This is a genomic window from Streptomyces sp. NPDC055966 (assembly GCF_042269865.1).
Taxonomy (GTDB): Bacteria; Actinomycetota; Actinomycetes; order Streptomycetales; family Streptomycetaceae; genus Streptomyces.
The window spans coordinates 307,946-321,858 of record NZ_JBHJYK010000003.1 but is presented as its reverse complement, the minus strand read 5'-3'; the positions used below and the strand labels follow the sequence as shown (position 1 = coordinate 321,858).

Here is a 13,913-nt window from a genome sequence, read left to right as displayed (position 1 = left end):
GTGCGATCCCTCCCGACTTGTGGGACGAGGCTGCCTTCCGGCAGCCCGCCCACGAAGGTGAAGGGCGGAAAGGTGACAGACCACAGACACGGTTCGGAACAGCCCGGGCGCATACCCGACGGCTCTGCCGGTGAGGACCGCTGGCTGCTGGTGGCCGTGGCGGGCATGCTCTCGTTCGTGGCGATGCTCGACATGAACATCGTCAACGTGGCTCTCGCGGACATCGCCGATGGCCTGCACGTCTCAGCAGCGACCGCCCAGTGGGCCGTGCTCGGATACCAGCTTCCCGTCGTCGCACTGCTGTTGCCGGTCGGGCGCTGGCTGGACGGCGTGGGGATGCGCTCCGCCGTACTCGCCGCGACCGCCGGCTTCGCACTGTGCAGCGCGCTGGCGGCCGCCGCTCCCTGGGCTGCCTGGCTGATCGCCGCGCGCATTGCGCAGGGCGCCTTCGGGGCGGTGCTGTTCGTGCTGATGCCGGTCCTCGCGATCCGCTCCGTACGGCCCGAGAAGCGAGGGCGGGCGATGAGCGTGCCCGCGACCCTGGGCCCGCTGGGGGCGGTGACCGGGCCGGCCGTGGGCGGGCTGCTCCTGGACCATCTGGGCTGGCACGCCGTCTTCCTCGTCAAGATCCCCTTCTGTGCGCTCGCCCTGGTGCTGGCCTGGCGTGCGATGCCGCGGGACGGCGGGCTGCGCCGGCCCGATCGGCGCTCGGCAGGGGACGCCCTCCTGGTGGCCACCGGTGTGGCGGCCCTGCTGCTGGCGCTGACCCTGGCCTCGGACCGGCCGGCGTGGCTGGTACTCGCGCTCGCAGCAGTCCCGCCGCTGTGGTGGTGGCTGCGCGGTCCGGGCGGGCGTCCGGTGACCGGCGTGCTGGGTGTCTCGGGGCTGTTCCGGGCACACGGGGCGGTACTGGCCCTTGCGGCCGGCTTCGCCGCCATGCACTACGTCGTCGCCCTGCACCTCCAGCGTGACGACGGCGTCAGCGCCACCACCACCGGGCTCACCGTGCTCGCCTTCCCGCTCGGTATGGGCCTGGCCGGACCGCTCGGCGGACGCCTCGCCGACCTCCCCCACTCTCGGCTCCGCTCAAGCGGGGGTACCCCCATCGGCGCCCGTCCGACAGCGGTCACCGGTGCCGCTCTCATCGCCGCCGGGCTGGTTCTCCTCGTTCCGCTGGGCGGCGACTGGTCACCGCTGGACGTCGCCTGGCGGCTGGGGCTGGCCGGCCTCGGCATGGGCCTGAACGGCGGCCCGACCCAGGCCCTGGTCATGGGCGCCGCCCCGCCGGAGTGGACCGCGACCGTCGGCTCGACCGTCCAGTTCGCCCGCAGCCTCGGTTTCACCCTGGGCCCGGCCCTGGCCACCGCCGCCTGGGGTCTTGCCGGACCTGCCGACGGCGTGCACGCCGGGCTCGCCGTGGCCGCCACCGCCGCTTGCCTCGCTGTACCTCTGCTGGCACTGCCCGCCCGACGCCCAGCCGCCGTGCCGGAGAAGACCACCGACGCGGCGTCCGCCGCCCATCGTTGAGCAAGGAGTCACCCGTATGTGCGGAATCACCGGCTGGGCGAGCTTCCACCACGACGCCCGCACCCAGGCTCCGGTCATCGAGGCCATGACCGCCACCCTCACGCCCCGCGGCCCCGACGCCCGAGGTGTCTGGCTCGGCGAACGCGCCGCGATCGGCCATCGTCGCCTGGCCGTCATCGACCTCGAAGGCGGTGTGCAGCCGATGCCGGATCGTCCCGGGCAGCCGGACATCGTGCTCACCTACAGCGGCGAGGTCTACAACCACCACGAACTCCGTGCCGAGCTGCGCGGCCGGGGCCATCTGTTCCGCACGCGCAGCGACACCGAGGTGGTGCTGCGGGCATACGCGGAGTGGGGCGAGGACGTTGCCGACCACCTGGAGGGCATGTTCGCCTTCGCCGTCTGGGACGAGCGGGCGCAGCGGCTGCTGCTGGTACGTGACCGGCTCGGCGTGAAGCCGTTGTTCTGGGCGGCCGTCGACGGCGGTGTGGCCTTCGCCTCCGAACCCAAGGCCCTGTTCGCCCACCCCGAGATCCGGCCCAGGGTGGATGCCGACGGGCTGCGGGAGGCGTACAGCCTGCTGTTCAACACCGGGCCGACCGTGTGGTCCGGAGTGCGCGAGGTGGAGCCGGGCGGGCAGCTCGTCCTGGACCGGCACGGCGTCCGCGAACGCCGCTACTGGCAGCTTGAGGCCAGGGACCACGGCGACGATCAGGAAACGACCGTGGAGCGGATCCGTGCGCTGGTCGGCGCGGCGGCCCGCAGCCAGCTGGAGGCCGACGTCCCGCTGTGCAGTCTGCTCTCCGGCGGCATCGACTCCACCGTCCTGACCGCGCTGCTCGCCGACGAACTACGGCTGCGAGAGGGGACGGAGGCGAGGATCCGCTCGTACGCCGTCGACTACAGCGACCAGGCCGAACAGTTCACGGGCGACGTCCTGCGCACCGGTCACGACACCCCGTACGCCACCGAGGCCGGCGCCTTCATCGGCACCGACCACAGCACCGTCGTCCTCGACCCGCGTGCTCTGCTCGACCCCGAGCACCGCAAGGCGGTCGTCGTGGCCCGTGACTCGCCGATCGGGGTGGGCGACATGGACACCTCGCTGTACCTGCTCTTCGGCGAGATACGGCAGCACTCCACTGTCGCCCTGTCCGGCGAGGCGGCCGACGAGGTGTTCGGCGGCTATCCCTGGTTCCACAACCCCAAGGCGCTCGCCGCGCAGACCTTCCCGTGGCTGCTGGTCACCGGCGACGAGGCCGCGATGCCGCTCAATCCCGAACTGGACCTGCACATCGGAGAGTTCCGCGACGACACGTACCGCAGCGCCCTGGCCGCCGTACCGCACCTCGACGGCGAGAGTCCCGTCGAGCGTCGGCAGCGCGAGATGCAGCACCTGTCCCTGACCCGCTGGCTGCGCCAGCTCCTGCACCGCAAGGACCGGCTGAGCATGGCCCAGGGCCTGGAGGTGCGTGTCCCGTACTGCGACCACCGGCTCGTCGAGTACGCCTTCTCCACGCCCTGGGCACTGAAGAGCTTCGACGGCCGTGAGAAGAGCCTGTTGCGCGCCGTCGGCACGGGCCTCGCCCCGGACTCGGTGCTGTACCGGCCCAAGAACCACTACCCGGCCACCCACCACCCCGACTACAACCGCGGCTTGCAGGACATGGCCCGCGACGCGCTCGCCACCGAACAGGTCCGGGCGCTGGCCGACGAGACCCGGATCAAGCCCTGTCTGGACACCCCGCCCGACCGGCTGGAGTGGGGCCACCGCCTGCGCCTCGAACGTGTCGTCGACCTTGCCCTGTGGCTGGACCACCACCGGCCCGAACTCGCCCTCTGAGGAGCCTCCGCATGACCATCCAGGAACCGATACCCGGCACCGATCCGGACGTCCTGCCCGATCCGGTCCCGCTGATGGGCTGCCCGTACAAGGCCGACCCCTACCCCCTGTACGAGCAGATGCGTGAGACCGGCCCGGTCCACCGCGTGCTCTTCCCCAGCGGGGTGCAGGCCTGGCTCGTCACCGGCTACGACGCCGCCCACGCCGCGCTGAACGACGAGCGCCTGGGCAAGAACCACGACCGCGGCAACGACCGCTGGCGCGCCCGCGCCTCGATCATGCCCGAGCCCCAGCACTCCCAGCTCCAGGTCCACCTCCTCCACCAGGACCCGCCCAAGCACACGCGTATGCGGCGCTTCGTCACCGACGCCTTCACTCCACGTCGTGTCGAGAGCCTGCGCCCCCGGTTCCAGGAACTGGCGGATGCGCTGGTCGACGCCCTGCCCGAAACCGGCCCGGCCGACCTCGTCACCGACTTCGCCGCCCACTTCCCCTTCCAGGTCCTCGCCGAGGTCATCGGGCTTCCACAGGATCTGGCGGCTCGCTTCGACCGCGACTGGGGCAAGGTCGTCCAGCCGGTCGGCCCCACCGACCCCGGACGCCCGCTGTACGAGGCGCGGCTGCACGGCCTGCAGAGCTACATCGCCGACGTCGTCGCCCACAAGCGCGAACACCGGGACGACGACCTCCTCAGCCGTCTCGTCGTGGCCCGAGACCGCCGTGAACTGTCCCAGGAAGAGCTGGACTCGATGATCTTCCAGCTCCTTGTCGCCGGCCAGGAACCGGTCACCAACCAGATCACCACGTCCCTGATCGCCCTCTTCCGCAACCCGGACCAGCTGGCCCGGCTCCGCGACGAACCGGACCTGCTGCCGCGCGCGGTCGAGGAACTCCTCCGTTACGACAGTGCCTTCGAACTGACCACCTGGCGCTTCTTCGACAAGGACAGCGACCTGCACGGCACCGAGGTCCCGGCCGGCGACTCCGTGATCGTGTCCCTGTGCGCCGCCAACCGCGACCCGCGCCGCTTCCCCGGCCCCGACACCCTCGACCTCGACCGGACCCCGAACCCCCACCTCGCCTTCGGCCACGGCATCCACTTCTGCCCCGGCGCGGCCCTCGCCCGCGCCGAACTCCGGACCGCCCTGGGCACCCTGCTCACGCGGCTGCCCGGCCTGCATCTCGCCATCAAGGCCGAGGACATCGAGTGGATCCCCGCCGTCCTCGGCCGCGGCACGAACAGCCTGCCCGTGCGCTACGTCCGACGCTTCTGACATCGACGTATCGCTGACCGGGTCCGGCCACACCGGCCTCGGCTGACTCACACCCGCTGACCACTGGCGCCGTGGGACGCATTCCCGCCACGGCGCCATGTCGACATGCCCTCGTACTCCAGGAGGAACGACATGCCCCTGACGACCGCGTCAGACGCCCTCCCCACCCGCATCGGCACCGAGATCCTCAACCTGCTCCTGCCGCATCACCGCACGACCGATCCGGCCCCCGTTCCCGCCCCTGCGGAAGCGTTCCCCCATCAGCTGCGCCGCATCGCCGAGTTCGTACGTGAGGGCGCGCCCATCGTCTTCACCCTGCCCGCCTTCCCCTGTAAGTCCCCCAACCCCGCCAAGGTCCTCGGTCACCTCCCCGACCAGGGTGAACGCCTCTCCCTGACGTTCCTGAACGTCCTGTGCACCGAGATCGAGAGGATCTACCCGCCCGGCGCGCGCGTGATCATCTGCTCCGACGGCCACGTCTTCGGCGACCTCGTTCACGTCCCCGACCACCACATCGACGCGTACGCCGACGACCTGCGCATACAGATAGCCCGACTGGGCCTGGACAGACTGTCCGTCTTCGACCTGCGCGACATCCTCGGCGACCTCCCGCACGACACGAAACGCGCCCACGTCCACGACCGCCACGCCCCCGCGCTGGACGCTCTGCGCGCCGAGGCCCGTACCGACGACCAGACCCTCGCCCTCTACCGGGGCATCACGCGCTTCCTCGTCGAGGACACCGCCGACTGGACCGGCACCCGCTCCGCCCTGCAGCGCGCCTGCCGGCAGCGCGCCTACGGCGTCATCCAGCGCAGCCGCGCCTGGGGCGACCTGATCGCCGAGCACCACCCCCACGCCGTGCGCCTCTCGATCCACCCGCAACCCGTCGGCGCGCCGAAATTCGGCATCCGCCTCCTTGACGCCCCCGACGCCTGGACCACCCCCTGGCACTCCGCCGCACTCCACCGAGCCGACGGCACCTGGACGCTCGTGCCCCGGGCGACGGCGGCTCGGCTGGGCCGGCTTGTCCGACGCGACGGCAGGCCCAGCCACTTCGAGCACGATTGATCAGGCCGGGGTCGCGGCGACGGCCACCGTGCCGTCAGCCGGTGTCCGCGGCGCGGGTGTTCCAGCGCTCCTCGACCTTGGCCAGACGCCAGTAGGCGACGGCCACGGCCCAGACGACCACGAACAGGCCGGCGATCACGTAGCCGACGTTGTCCAGGTCCAGGCCCGCGATCCAGCCGGACACGTCATCGCTCAGGCCCAGCTTGTCGTGCAGCACGCCGACCAGCTCGATCGTGCCGACGAAGAAGGCCACCGCGATGGACAGGCCGGTGATGGTGAGGTTGTAGAACACCTTGCGCACCGGGTTGGAGAACGCCCATTGGTAGGCGAAGTTCATGAAGGTGCCGTCGAGTGTGTCGAACAGGCTCATACCCGCCGCGAAGAGGAGGGGCAGGCACAGAACCGCGTACCAGGGCAGGCCGGCGGCGGCGCCGTTGCCGGCCAGGGCGAGGAGCAGAACCTCGGTCGAGGTGTCGAAGCCGATGCCGAAGAGGAAGCCGAGAGGGAACATCTGACCCGGTCGGCGGATCGACTTGGTGAACCGGCCCAGGAGGCGGTTCATGAAGCCGCGCGAGTCCAAGTGGGCCTCCAGCTCCGCCTCGTCGTAGCGTCCGGCGCGCATGGCCTTGAAGACGCGCATGATGCCGAACAGCGCGACGAGGTTGAGGGCGGCGATGAGGTACAGGAAGCTGCCGGAGACCGTGGTGCCGACGGTGCCGAGGACCTGGTGGGTTCGGGAGCCGTCGTTCATCAGGGTGCCGGCGAGCTTGGCGCCCCCGGCGACCAGCGCGGCCATGACGACCACCACGCTGGAGTGGCCGAGCGCGAACCAGAAGCCCACCGACACCGGACGTTTGCCGTCGGCCATCAGCTTGCGGGTGGTGTTGTCGATGGCGGCGATGTGGTCGGCGTCGAAGGCGTGCCGCATGCCGAGGGTGTAAGCGGTGATGCCCAGCCCGACACCGAACGCCTTGGTGCCGACCTCGTAGTGGTGCGGGACCACGAGCAGGAAGAGGATTCCGAAGGCGACCACGTGCAGAGCGACGATCACGGTCATGAGGCCGACGGTTCGGACGGTGTCCTCGCGGCGCCATCGGAAGGAAGGGGCGGCGTCGGTTTCGGGCACGCCTTCGGACAGGGTCATACGGTCACGCTCCAGCACCTCGTGGATCTGCTTCGTGCTGCCGTGGCCGGTCTCCTGGCTGACGGGTCACCGCGCCCGCCCCTGCCTTCCCGGCCGCGAGACCAGTGGCAATGCATGGGGCGGGAACTCCCCGATCACAGTGGCGAGGGCCGCTCCGGGCTGAGCCCCTGGGGGCTGTCACCGGTCTTCCCGAACACCACGGCCTGCTCAGCCTAGAAGGCGGCCCGTGTCAGCTGCAAGGCTGCATATCTGAGCAGATATAGAGCAGATATAGAGGGGTATGGAGGGTGAAACGTTGGCTGCGATGATGCCTCCATGCATCTCGTCCCCGCGGAACGTGCCGGGCAGCGCACCATCGACGGCCATCGAGTCTGCGACGCCATCGCCGCCGTCGGCGAGCCCGAGCACGTACGCGCCTGGGCCGACCGCTTCTCCCTGCTCTCCGATCCCCGACGCCTGTCCCTGCTGCTCGCCCTTCACGAGGCCGGCCCCATCGCCGTGTCCGACCTCGCCGTTGCCACCGGGATGCGGGACACCGCCGTCTCCCAGGCCCTGCGCCTCCTGCGCACCGCAGGCATCGTCGAGGGCGAGAAGGACGGCCGGGTCGTGCGCTACCGACTCGTCGACGGACCGGTTTCCGCGCTGCTGCGACACTGCGCGTCCGACCCTGGAGGGCACGTTCCCGCGGTCCCCTGACCGGGCACTCGACCGAGATGGTGCAGCGCGAGGGGCTCTCGGCCGAAGGCGAGTCCACGGGAAGCGTTGCGGACGTCGGTCAGCAGGGCGCGGTCGCGAGTGCAGTAGAACTTGTTGGTCAGGAGAGTGTGCTTGAACTGCCTCTTCCTTAAAGCAGAAAGCCTCTCAGGGGCCTACTCGTATGCCCAGGTCCCCGAAGAGCCTGAGGGCCCCAATGACGAGCCCGGGCATGCAGCCGCCCAGCTCAGAGAACCTATGGCCGCGGCAACAGGGAGTCCTCCCGGCACCGAGGCGCCGGGAGGACTCCCTGCCGGGTAGTGCCCCCTGTCAGCCGCAGGGCAGGTCGAGGTTGTAGGTGCGGTAGCCGGAGTTGATCTGGGTGTCGGTCCAGTACGGGCCGGACAGGACGTACCGGGCCCTGAGCGTGTAGGTGCCGGGGCCCGCGCAGCCGGTGGAGTTGCCTTCGACCACTCCGCCCGGACCGCCGCTGCCGGAACTGCTGCCGTCCAGCACGTTCTGGCCTTCACGGGTCACGGTGTATTGGAAGTCGAACCCGCACGGGTACTTGGCGTTGGCGTAGTACCAGGCCGCTCCCCAGTAGTACTGGCACTCGGAGAAGTCGAGGATGGGCCAGACCTGGCTGCCGTCGGTCCCCAGGCAGAACCGGGCTTCGGTGTAGGTCCAGCGGCCGTCCGAGTACTGCGGGAACTTGCTGCCGCACACCGTCACCGGATCGGCCTTCGTCGCAGCGTGCGGCGCATGGGCGGGTGCGGCGCTGACAGCGGGTGCCATCGCCATCCCCAGCGCCACCGTGACGGTGGCCGCGCAGACGGCGGCGCGTTTGAAACGCGTCAGGAGCGAGGTCATGTTGCATCCCTCCGGGTTCTCGATTACCTACGGCAATCTCGGCAACTGCCGCCAAACAGCGCGGAGTTGCTTGCCTGGCAACGATGTCATGCACGCAATGAGCAGTCAGTAGAAATGCCCCAGATTGGACCATGTGAGGGAATGTGTCACATTTTCACATTGCTCCGGATAGGGTCTGGTTCCCCAGATTCATGGCGACGGCGCGTTCCCATCCGGAGCAAGAAGGCCCTCCGTGATCTTCACGGAGGGCCTTCACTGCACTAAACCAGGCTCTGACCTGGTGTTCCTCTGTGCCCCCGGCAGGATTCGAACCTGCGACACCCGCTTTAGGAGAGAGGGTGGGGCGTCGGGCCGGTGACCTGCTGCTTCGGCGGGCGAGATGGTGGGCACAGATGCGCCCGCCAGCCACCCTTGTTGACCGCTGCTGACCCCGGCATCTGGCACGGCTATGGCACGGCGACCTCTTCGTCCCGAAGCTGCTGAGACCTGATCATCAGTCCGGCAGGCAGGAGCGGAATCGGTGGAGCAGTTCAAGGGCGGCAGGGCTCTCTGCGTCGAAGGTCTGGCCTCGTTGTTCGACAGGAAGACCCGGCCCCCAGATACGGGCCCCGTGACAGCGGAAGCAGAAGGCGATCTCGAAGAGCTGATCGGTGGAGCTGTGCGCCCGGATTCCCCACCCTGGGAGGAAGCAGCGGTACAGCTCACTTCCTGGCAGGTCGGCGATCAGGGACAGGGCCTGCTGGGCTTGGTCTCCCTCCCAGATCGCGGCAGTGTCACCGGCTAGGTTCTCCGAACTGAGGTGCCTGACGGGGTCGGTGATGCGGACGACCTCGATGAGCTCGGTCTTCCCATGGGTCAGCGGCAGCAGCATGCCCCCAGACTCTCCGATCGTGACTTCGCTGACCAGTGACGGCCGCGGCGGCCGAGGCGGAGGGTACGGCGATGGCGGCGCCGGCGTTGGATGTCAGCGGAACAGCTCGGGCATCGGGCAGGCCTCCAACGGCTCCTCCGGCCGGTCGGCCCAGCGCCACCGGACATGCCGACCGGTACACCTCCACAGCGCCCGGCAGGTCCGCCGGCCATCGTCCTCCCGCTTGACGAGGACGAAGCCGCCGAACTGCATGGACTGACTGCACTCCGGACACACCGGGGCGTCGGTCATGCAGCGCACCCTAACGGAGCGACCGCTTCGTCCCGAAGCAACTTGGGCGGGGGCTGGGCCTGGGGCTGCTGTGCCGGTCACCTGCGCTGACGGTCCGCAGACGTCCGCGCTCCTCCGCCGCTGTGCGTCGCCGTTGTCACGCAGTTGGACACTCACCCGGTGCCGCCCCGCGTGCGTGTGAGACACCGGTGCTGGTGCTGGTGCTGGTGCTGGTGCTGGTGCTGGGACGTGGGCGCCCAGAGTTCACCAATCGCCCCCATACGCCAGCCTTGCAGCCTTAAGATGCGGTGCGGAAGTCCTAGGCAGGGGCGGGATAAATATGCGAATCAGCCGTGTTCTCATCGAGAACTACCGTAATTTTCGACGCCTGGAGATTGACCCTTTTCCTCCGTCAGCGGTAATCGTGGGAGAGAACGGCGTAGGCAAATCCAACTTCCTGCGAGCTCTGCGGCTCGTGCTCGATCCTGACCTACCCGACTCTGCACGATTTTTGCGACCCGAAGACATCTGCGAGTTTTCCGACACAACCTATGAAAAGGGAGTAAAAGTAAGGGTCGAAATCGACATTACGGGCTTTGCTGGAAATCTAAAAGCTGAAGCTGCACTTGATGGCTGCTTTTCCGAGCTGAACCCTTTGACGGCGCGGCTGACGTATCTATTCGAGCCGTTGGTCAAGGTAGACGGGCAGAGCCCGACGAACCTTACCCGAGATGACTATACGTGGGACATTTGGGCTGGCATCAAGGCCGACCGGGATGGCAGACGCATCAGGCGAGACGTCAACTTCACAGTACTTCCTGCTATGCGTGACGCAGTCGGGGATCTTTCACGATGGCGAGACTCCCCTCTGCAGGAGCTACTGGACACACGAAAGCCGAATAAGTCGGCTCTTGCCGATACTGCTAAAAAAGTGTCGGCTGCGATGGATCTCCTGGCCCAGGAGCCGGATATCGCGCAACTGGCCAATGACGTGTCAAAGCGGCTGATTGCTATGGCCGGCTCTCGGGTCGACATTAGCCCGAAGCTCGGGTTCGCCTCTAGCGACCCTGACCGCCTCTTGCGATCCATTCGACTGTTCGTTGACCAGGAACGGACTCGCAGTGTGGCGGATGCTTCGACAGGCAACGCCAATATTCTCTACTTGGCCCTACTTCTCGAAAGAGCAGCATCGAGGAGAGAGTCGGACGCCGTGTTGGACACCATTCTCGGAGTAGAGGAGCCTGAAGCGCATCTTCATCCTGTGCTTCAGCGGCAGGTATTTAGTTACCTCTTGCGCAACGAGTCCTCGTTGATGGTAACCACCCACAGCCCTCATATTGCTGCCGTCTCGCGTTTGGATTCACTGGTATTGCTGAGGCCTGGCAGGGACGGGGCTACGGAGGCCGCCTTCACGGCCCGCTGTAATTTCACAGCAATGCAAAAGGCTGATCTTGAGCGATACCTTGATGTAAGTCGCGCCGAGATTCTCTTCTGCTCCGGTGCAATTTTGGTAGAGGGAATCGCCGAGGTCTACGTCGTTCCTGCTCTAGCCAAGGCTCTAGGCTTTGACTTGGATGAGCATGGCGTCGTCGTAGCCAACATCACGGGCACAGACTTTCAGCCTTTCAGGAACCTTCTTGGTTCAGGTGCTCTTCAAGTTCCTCACGTGATCATTACCGATGGAGACCCAACCAATAAGGAAGGAGAATACATTCATCTCGGATTGCGCCGTGCCGCAAAATTGATGGAGCCGGTAAAGCAGTCTGACTTTTTGCGCCGAGTGGAAGAGGCGCTCGCAATGGGAGATCAGGCAGACACCTTTAGTCTCCGAGCCGAAGCGGTCGACGTAGGCGTATTCATCGGCCCGAAGACCCTGGAAGTGGATGTGGCTCCGTTGCTTGTGGAGCCCATGGTCTCCGCGTACGCAGACTTCGACGTGTCAGAACCCCTCAAGGCCAAGTTTGAGCAAGCTGCACGTGGCCTCGCTGGGGGCGATCAAGCTCACATTGAGGAATTTCTAAGACGTATCGACGCGGTTAGTAAGGGAAGGTTTGCTCAGCGTTTGGCGTCCTATGTAGAGAACGCTGACTTCTCAACCTTTTCCTCTCGGATGGAAGGAGTCATCGCCTCGGTCACTTCTTCCGCCACGGAGGAGGAAAAGGAGAGGCGGGTGGTAATGGGCCTGTACTCCCATTCCACCTTTGGCCATCTCGTTAGTGCACTGGATCAGATTTCGAGAGCTGTACGGAAGACTGGCCTTTTCGATGCCAAGCCTGCTAAGGGTGAGGCGTAGTGACTGAGCATCCGCTGCTGCGCCGCGTTCTAGCTAAGGAAATCGAGGAACTAAATGACGGACAAAAGGAGGCGGTGATCCATAAAGGAAACCTCGTGGTTCTCGCTGGCCCAGGTTCCGGGAAGACGCGTACCCTTGTCGCCCGCGTTGGGTATCTCCTAGAAACACAGGTTCCAGCGCATAGAGGGGTCGCGGCAATCACCTACACCAATCATGCTGCGCGTGAAATTGTCGATCGCCTCGGCCGCTTGGGAATGAGGCCGGGAAATCGATTGGCGTCAAGCACACTGCACTCCTGGTGTCTCACGCATGTACTTCGCCCTTACTCCGAACTCGTGGGCAGAACCTCTCCCGATGATTTGGTCATTGTCGACGACAAGGCTAAGGATTGGATGAGGGTTCTGGAGGAGAGTTTCGCACACGCTGGGGTCATGGGCATTCCCAGGTACGAGAAGCCAGCGTTCACAAGAGCGAGGCGGCGGCACGCTGTAGGCGATGTTGATGAGTTTCGCGACCCGATGATCGACGCTGCGATCGCATTCGATCAATTGATGGAGGAGAGGGGGTGGATCGACTTTGACATGATGATTTCTCGTGCACTCTCACTCCTTCAAGAATTTCCTGACATCGCGAATCTTGTTGCATCAAAATTTCCGCATATTGTGGTGGACGAGTATCAAGATCTAGGTCCGGTGCTCCATTCTCTGGTTACAACACTTGCTGGTGGTACCCCCGTTACTATCTCCGCCTTTGGTGATCCTGATCAAACGGTAATGGGATTTACTGGAGCGGACCCCAAGTATTTGGAGGAGTTGTCTAAGGCATTTCATAGCGTCCCTCTCAAAGTAAACTACCGAAGCGGCCAGGCCATCATTGCAGCCAGCCACGCTGTGCTGAGAGAGACGCGTGACCATGAAGCGCGTCCGGGACGCGAAGACGCGGGCATTATTGAGCCCATCTATGCTGACGGTGGGCTGTGGGATCACGCCGAAATTGTGTCACGGAAGATCCTTCAGCTGGTAGTTACTGGAATCCCTGCTCACGACATCGCTGTGTTGTATCCAAGAAAGGGTCCCCTGCTCACGTCTCTATTGTCCGCTTTTACTGAATACGGTCTCGATTTCGTACACGAGAAGGATGAGAAGCTTCCAGAAGGGGAAATGGCTGACTTTATCCGCGCTTGTGCTGCTCGCACTGTTTCGGGTTACCAGCCCCCCGAAACTGATATGAGCGCGGACGAAGTCCGGACACTCGGCGATCTGTCTCGTCAATATTTCAATATGCGGCGAGAGGGGGGACTAAGTGACTTTCCGCGAAGAGAGGTCGATGCCATCCTGGCTAGACTCTTGCATCCTGACACTGACGGAAGCCAGCCAGAGTTGCTGACATGGTTCGATGAATTGGTAAGCGAGCTTGAACTCGATTTGGTTGCCCAAAGAAATCCTCGGCGGCTGAATGCCGAATCGGTTGCCGATTTTAGAGAATGCTGTGTCAATCATGATCTTGAGCTAGCCGATATCGTGGTGGGCGCCCTACGTACCGGCAGATTCACGCTGACCACTTACCATGCGGCGAAGGGCCGAGAATGGCAGGTAGTCATACTCCCAGGTCTGGTGGATGGAATCATGCCCGGTCGCTTCTGGGATAGGAAGCGCAGAACGTTCCCTGAACCCCCACCTGACAGGTTGGCTCAAGACCGTCTTGCCTTCTATGTGGGTCTAACTCGCTCTAAAGCGGCCGCTATTCTCGTCTACGGAGATTTTTGGGAGACCGACTGGGGGACGAGAAACACCTTGGGTGTGTCACGGTTCATGCGGGATGTTCTGGCACACTTGTCGCCCGGAGAATAACCACATTTTTCAAAACTTGGTCGCTGTCTGAGGCCACCCGAGGTCGGCGGAGCGATTTTGGGCTGGAGCTGCTTTGGCGCGAGTGATCATGGCCCCGTAAGCTTCCGGCGCGTCGGGCAGTCTGTGGACCTGCCCGGTAAAGCACGACGTTGGGGCCATGATCTGCGAGGCTCGCGCCAAAGTGGCTGCCTAAAATCGCGGAGCCGA

At 65.5% G+C, this 13,913-nt stretch carries 11 protein-coding genes and 1 riboswitch; of the genes, 7 read left to right on the top strand and 4 right to left on the bottom strand.

From position 1 onward, the window contains the following. The first annotated feature begins 72 nt into the window (after positions 1-72). The 4 genes from ACFC8N_RS08370 to ACFC8N_RS08355 all read left to right on the top strand — a co-directional run bounded on the left by ACFC8N_RS08370 (position 73) and on the right by ACFC8N_RS08355 (position 5,715). Positions 73-1,527: an MFS transporter gene (locus ACFC8N_RS08370; RefSeq protein ID WP_362816624.1), complete on the top strand. Its 1,455-nt coding sequence runs from the start codon at positions 73-75 to the stop codon at positions 1,525-1,527. A gap of 16 nt (positions 1,528-1,543) precedes the next feature. After that, entirely contained in the window at positions 1,544-3,370 is a 1,827-nt protein-coding gene (gene asnB, locus ACFC8N_RS08365; protein WP_362816622.1) for an asparagine synthase (glutamine-hydrolyzing), read from the top strand. An 11-nt stretch (positions 3,371-3,381) separates the two neighbouring features. Further along, positions 3,382-4,644 (top strand): cytochrome P450, encoded by a 1,263-nt coding sequence (locus ACFC8N_RS08360; protein WP_376287478.1) that lies wholly within the window; start codon positions 3,382-3,384, stop codon positions 4,642-4,644. Positions 4,645-4,776: 132 nt separating this feature from the next. After that, positions 4,777-5,715 (top strand): L-tyrosine/L-tryptophan isonitrile synthase family protein, encoded by a 939-nt coding sequence (locus ACFC8N_RS08355; RefSeq protein ID WP_376287476.1) that lies wholly within the window; start codon positions 4,777-4,779, stop codon positions 5,713-5,715. Between the two features lie 34 nt (positions 5,716-5,749). Here the strand turns inward: ACFC8N_RS08355 and ACFC8N_RS08350 are convergent, their stop codons facing one another. Further along, on the bottom strand, positions 5,750-6,859 hold the full coding sequence (locus ACFC8N_RS08350; RefSeq protein WP_356019922.1) for a HoxN/HupN/NixA family nickel/cobalt transporter: 1,110 nt from the start codon (positions 6,857-6,859) through the stop codon (positions 5,750-5,752). Between the two features lie 26 nt (positions 6,860-6,885). Further along, a riboswitch (cobalamin riboswitch) is annotated at positions 6,886-7,075 on the bottom strand. Positions 7,076-7,174: 99 nt separating this feature from the next. On the opposite strand from ACFC8N_RS08350, the gene ACFC8N_RS08345 reads away from it, so the two are divergent. Next, complete coding sequence (locus tag ACFC8N_RS08345; protein WP_362816616.1) at positions 7,175-7,555, top strand: metalloregulator ArsR/SmtB family transcription factor; 381 nt, start codon at positions 7,175-7,177, stop codon at positions 7,553-7,555. Positions 7,556-7,882: 327 nt separating this feature from the next. On the opposite strand, the gene ACFC8N_RS08340 is transcribed toward ACFC8N_RS08345, so the two are convergent. The 3 genes from ACFC8N_RS08340 to ACFC8N_RS08330 all read right to left on the bottom strand — a co-directional run bounded on the left by ACFC8N_RS08340 (position 7,883) and on the right by ACFC8N_RS08330 (position 9,584). Next, entirely contained in the window at positions 7,883-8,422 is a 540-nt protein-coding gene (locus tag ACFC8N_RS08340; RefSeq protein WP_376287473.1) for a hypothetical protein, read from the bottom strand. A 493-nt stretch (positions 8,423-8,915) separates the two neighbouring features. Further along, entirely contained in the window at positions 8,916-9,293 is a 378-nt protein-coding gene (locus tag ACFC8N_RS08335) for a hypothetical protein (RefSeq protein WP_376287471.1), read from the bottom strand. Positions 9,294-9,386: 93 nt separating this feature from the next. Then, positions 9,387-9,584, bottom strand: coding sequence for a dehydrogenase (locus ACFC8N_RS08330; RefSeq protein ID WP_376287469.1), 198 nt, complete (start codon positions 9,582-9,584; stop codon positions 9,387-9,389). 319 nt (positions 9,585-9,903) lie between these two features. Between ACFC8N_RS08330 and ACFC8N_RS08325 the strand changes: the two genes are divergently transcribed. Continuing rightward, the gene (locus tag ACFC8N_RS08325) at positions 9,904-11,856 is read left to right on the top strand and encodes an ATP-dependent endonuclease (RefSeq protein ID WP_376287467.1); all 1,953 of its coding nucleotides are present in this window, start codon (positions 9,904-9,906) and stop codon (positions 11,854-11,856) included. Beyond that, on the top strand, positions 11,856-13,706 hold the full coding sequence (locus tag ACFC8N_RS08320) for an ATP-dependent helicase (protein ID WP_376287465.1): 1,851 nt from the start codon (positions 11,856-11,858) through the stop codon (positions 13,704-13,706). The genes ACFC8N_RS08325 and ACFC8N_RS08320 overlap by 1 nt, the downstream gene beginning before the upstream one ends. The last annotated feature ends 207 nt before the right edge of the window (positions 13,707-13,913 follow it).

Coding starts and splice junctions, on each gene's coding strand:
- asnB (WP_362816622.1), top strand. CDS start 1,544: ATGTGCGGAATCACCGGCTGGGCGAGCTTCCACCACGACGCCCGCACC.
- ACFC8N_RS08360 (WP_376287478.1), top strand. CDS start 3,382: ATGACCATCCAGGAACCGATACCCGGCACCGATCCGGACGTCCTGCCC.
- ACFC8N_RS08355 (WP_376287476.1), top strand. CDS start 4,777: ATGCCCCTGACGACCGCGTCAGACGCCCTCCCCACCCGCATCGGCACC.
- ACFC8N_RS08350 (WP_356019922.1), bottom strand. CDS start 6,859: ATGACCCTGTCCGAAGGCGTGCCCGAAACCGACGCCGCCCCTTCCTTC.
- ACFC8N_RS08345 (WP_362816616.1), top strand. CDS start 7,175: ATGCATCTCGTCCCCGCGGAACGTGCCGGGCAGCGCACCATCGACGGC.
- ACFC8N_RS08340 (WP_376287473.1), bottom strand. CDS start 8,422: ATGACCTCGCTCCTGACGCGTTTCAAACGCGCCGCCGTCTGCGCGGCC.
- ACFC8N_RS08335 (WP_376287471.1), bottom strand. CDS start 9,293: ATGCTGCTGCCGCTGACCCATGGGAAGACCGAGCTCATCGAGGTCGTC.
- ACFC8N_RS08330 (WP_376287469.1), bottom strand. CDS start 9,584: ATGACCGACGCCCCGGTGTGTCCGGAGTGCAGTCAGTCCATGCAGTTC.
- ACFC8N_RS08325 (WP_376287467.1), top strand. CDS start 9,904: ATGCGAATCAGCCGTGTTCTCATCGAGAACTACCGTAATTTTCGACGC.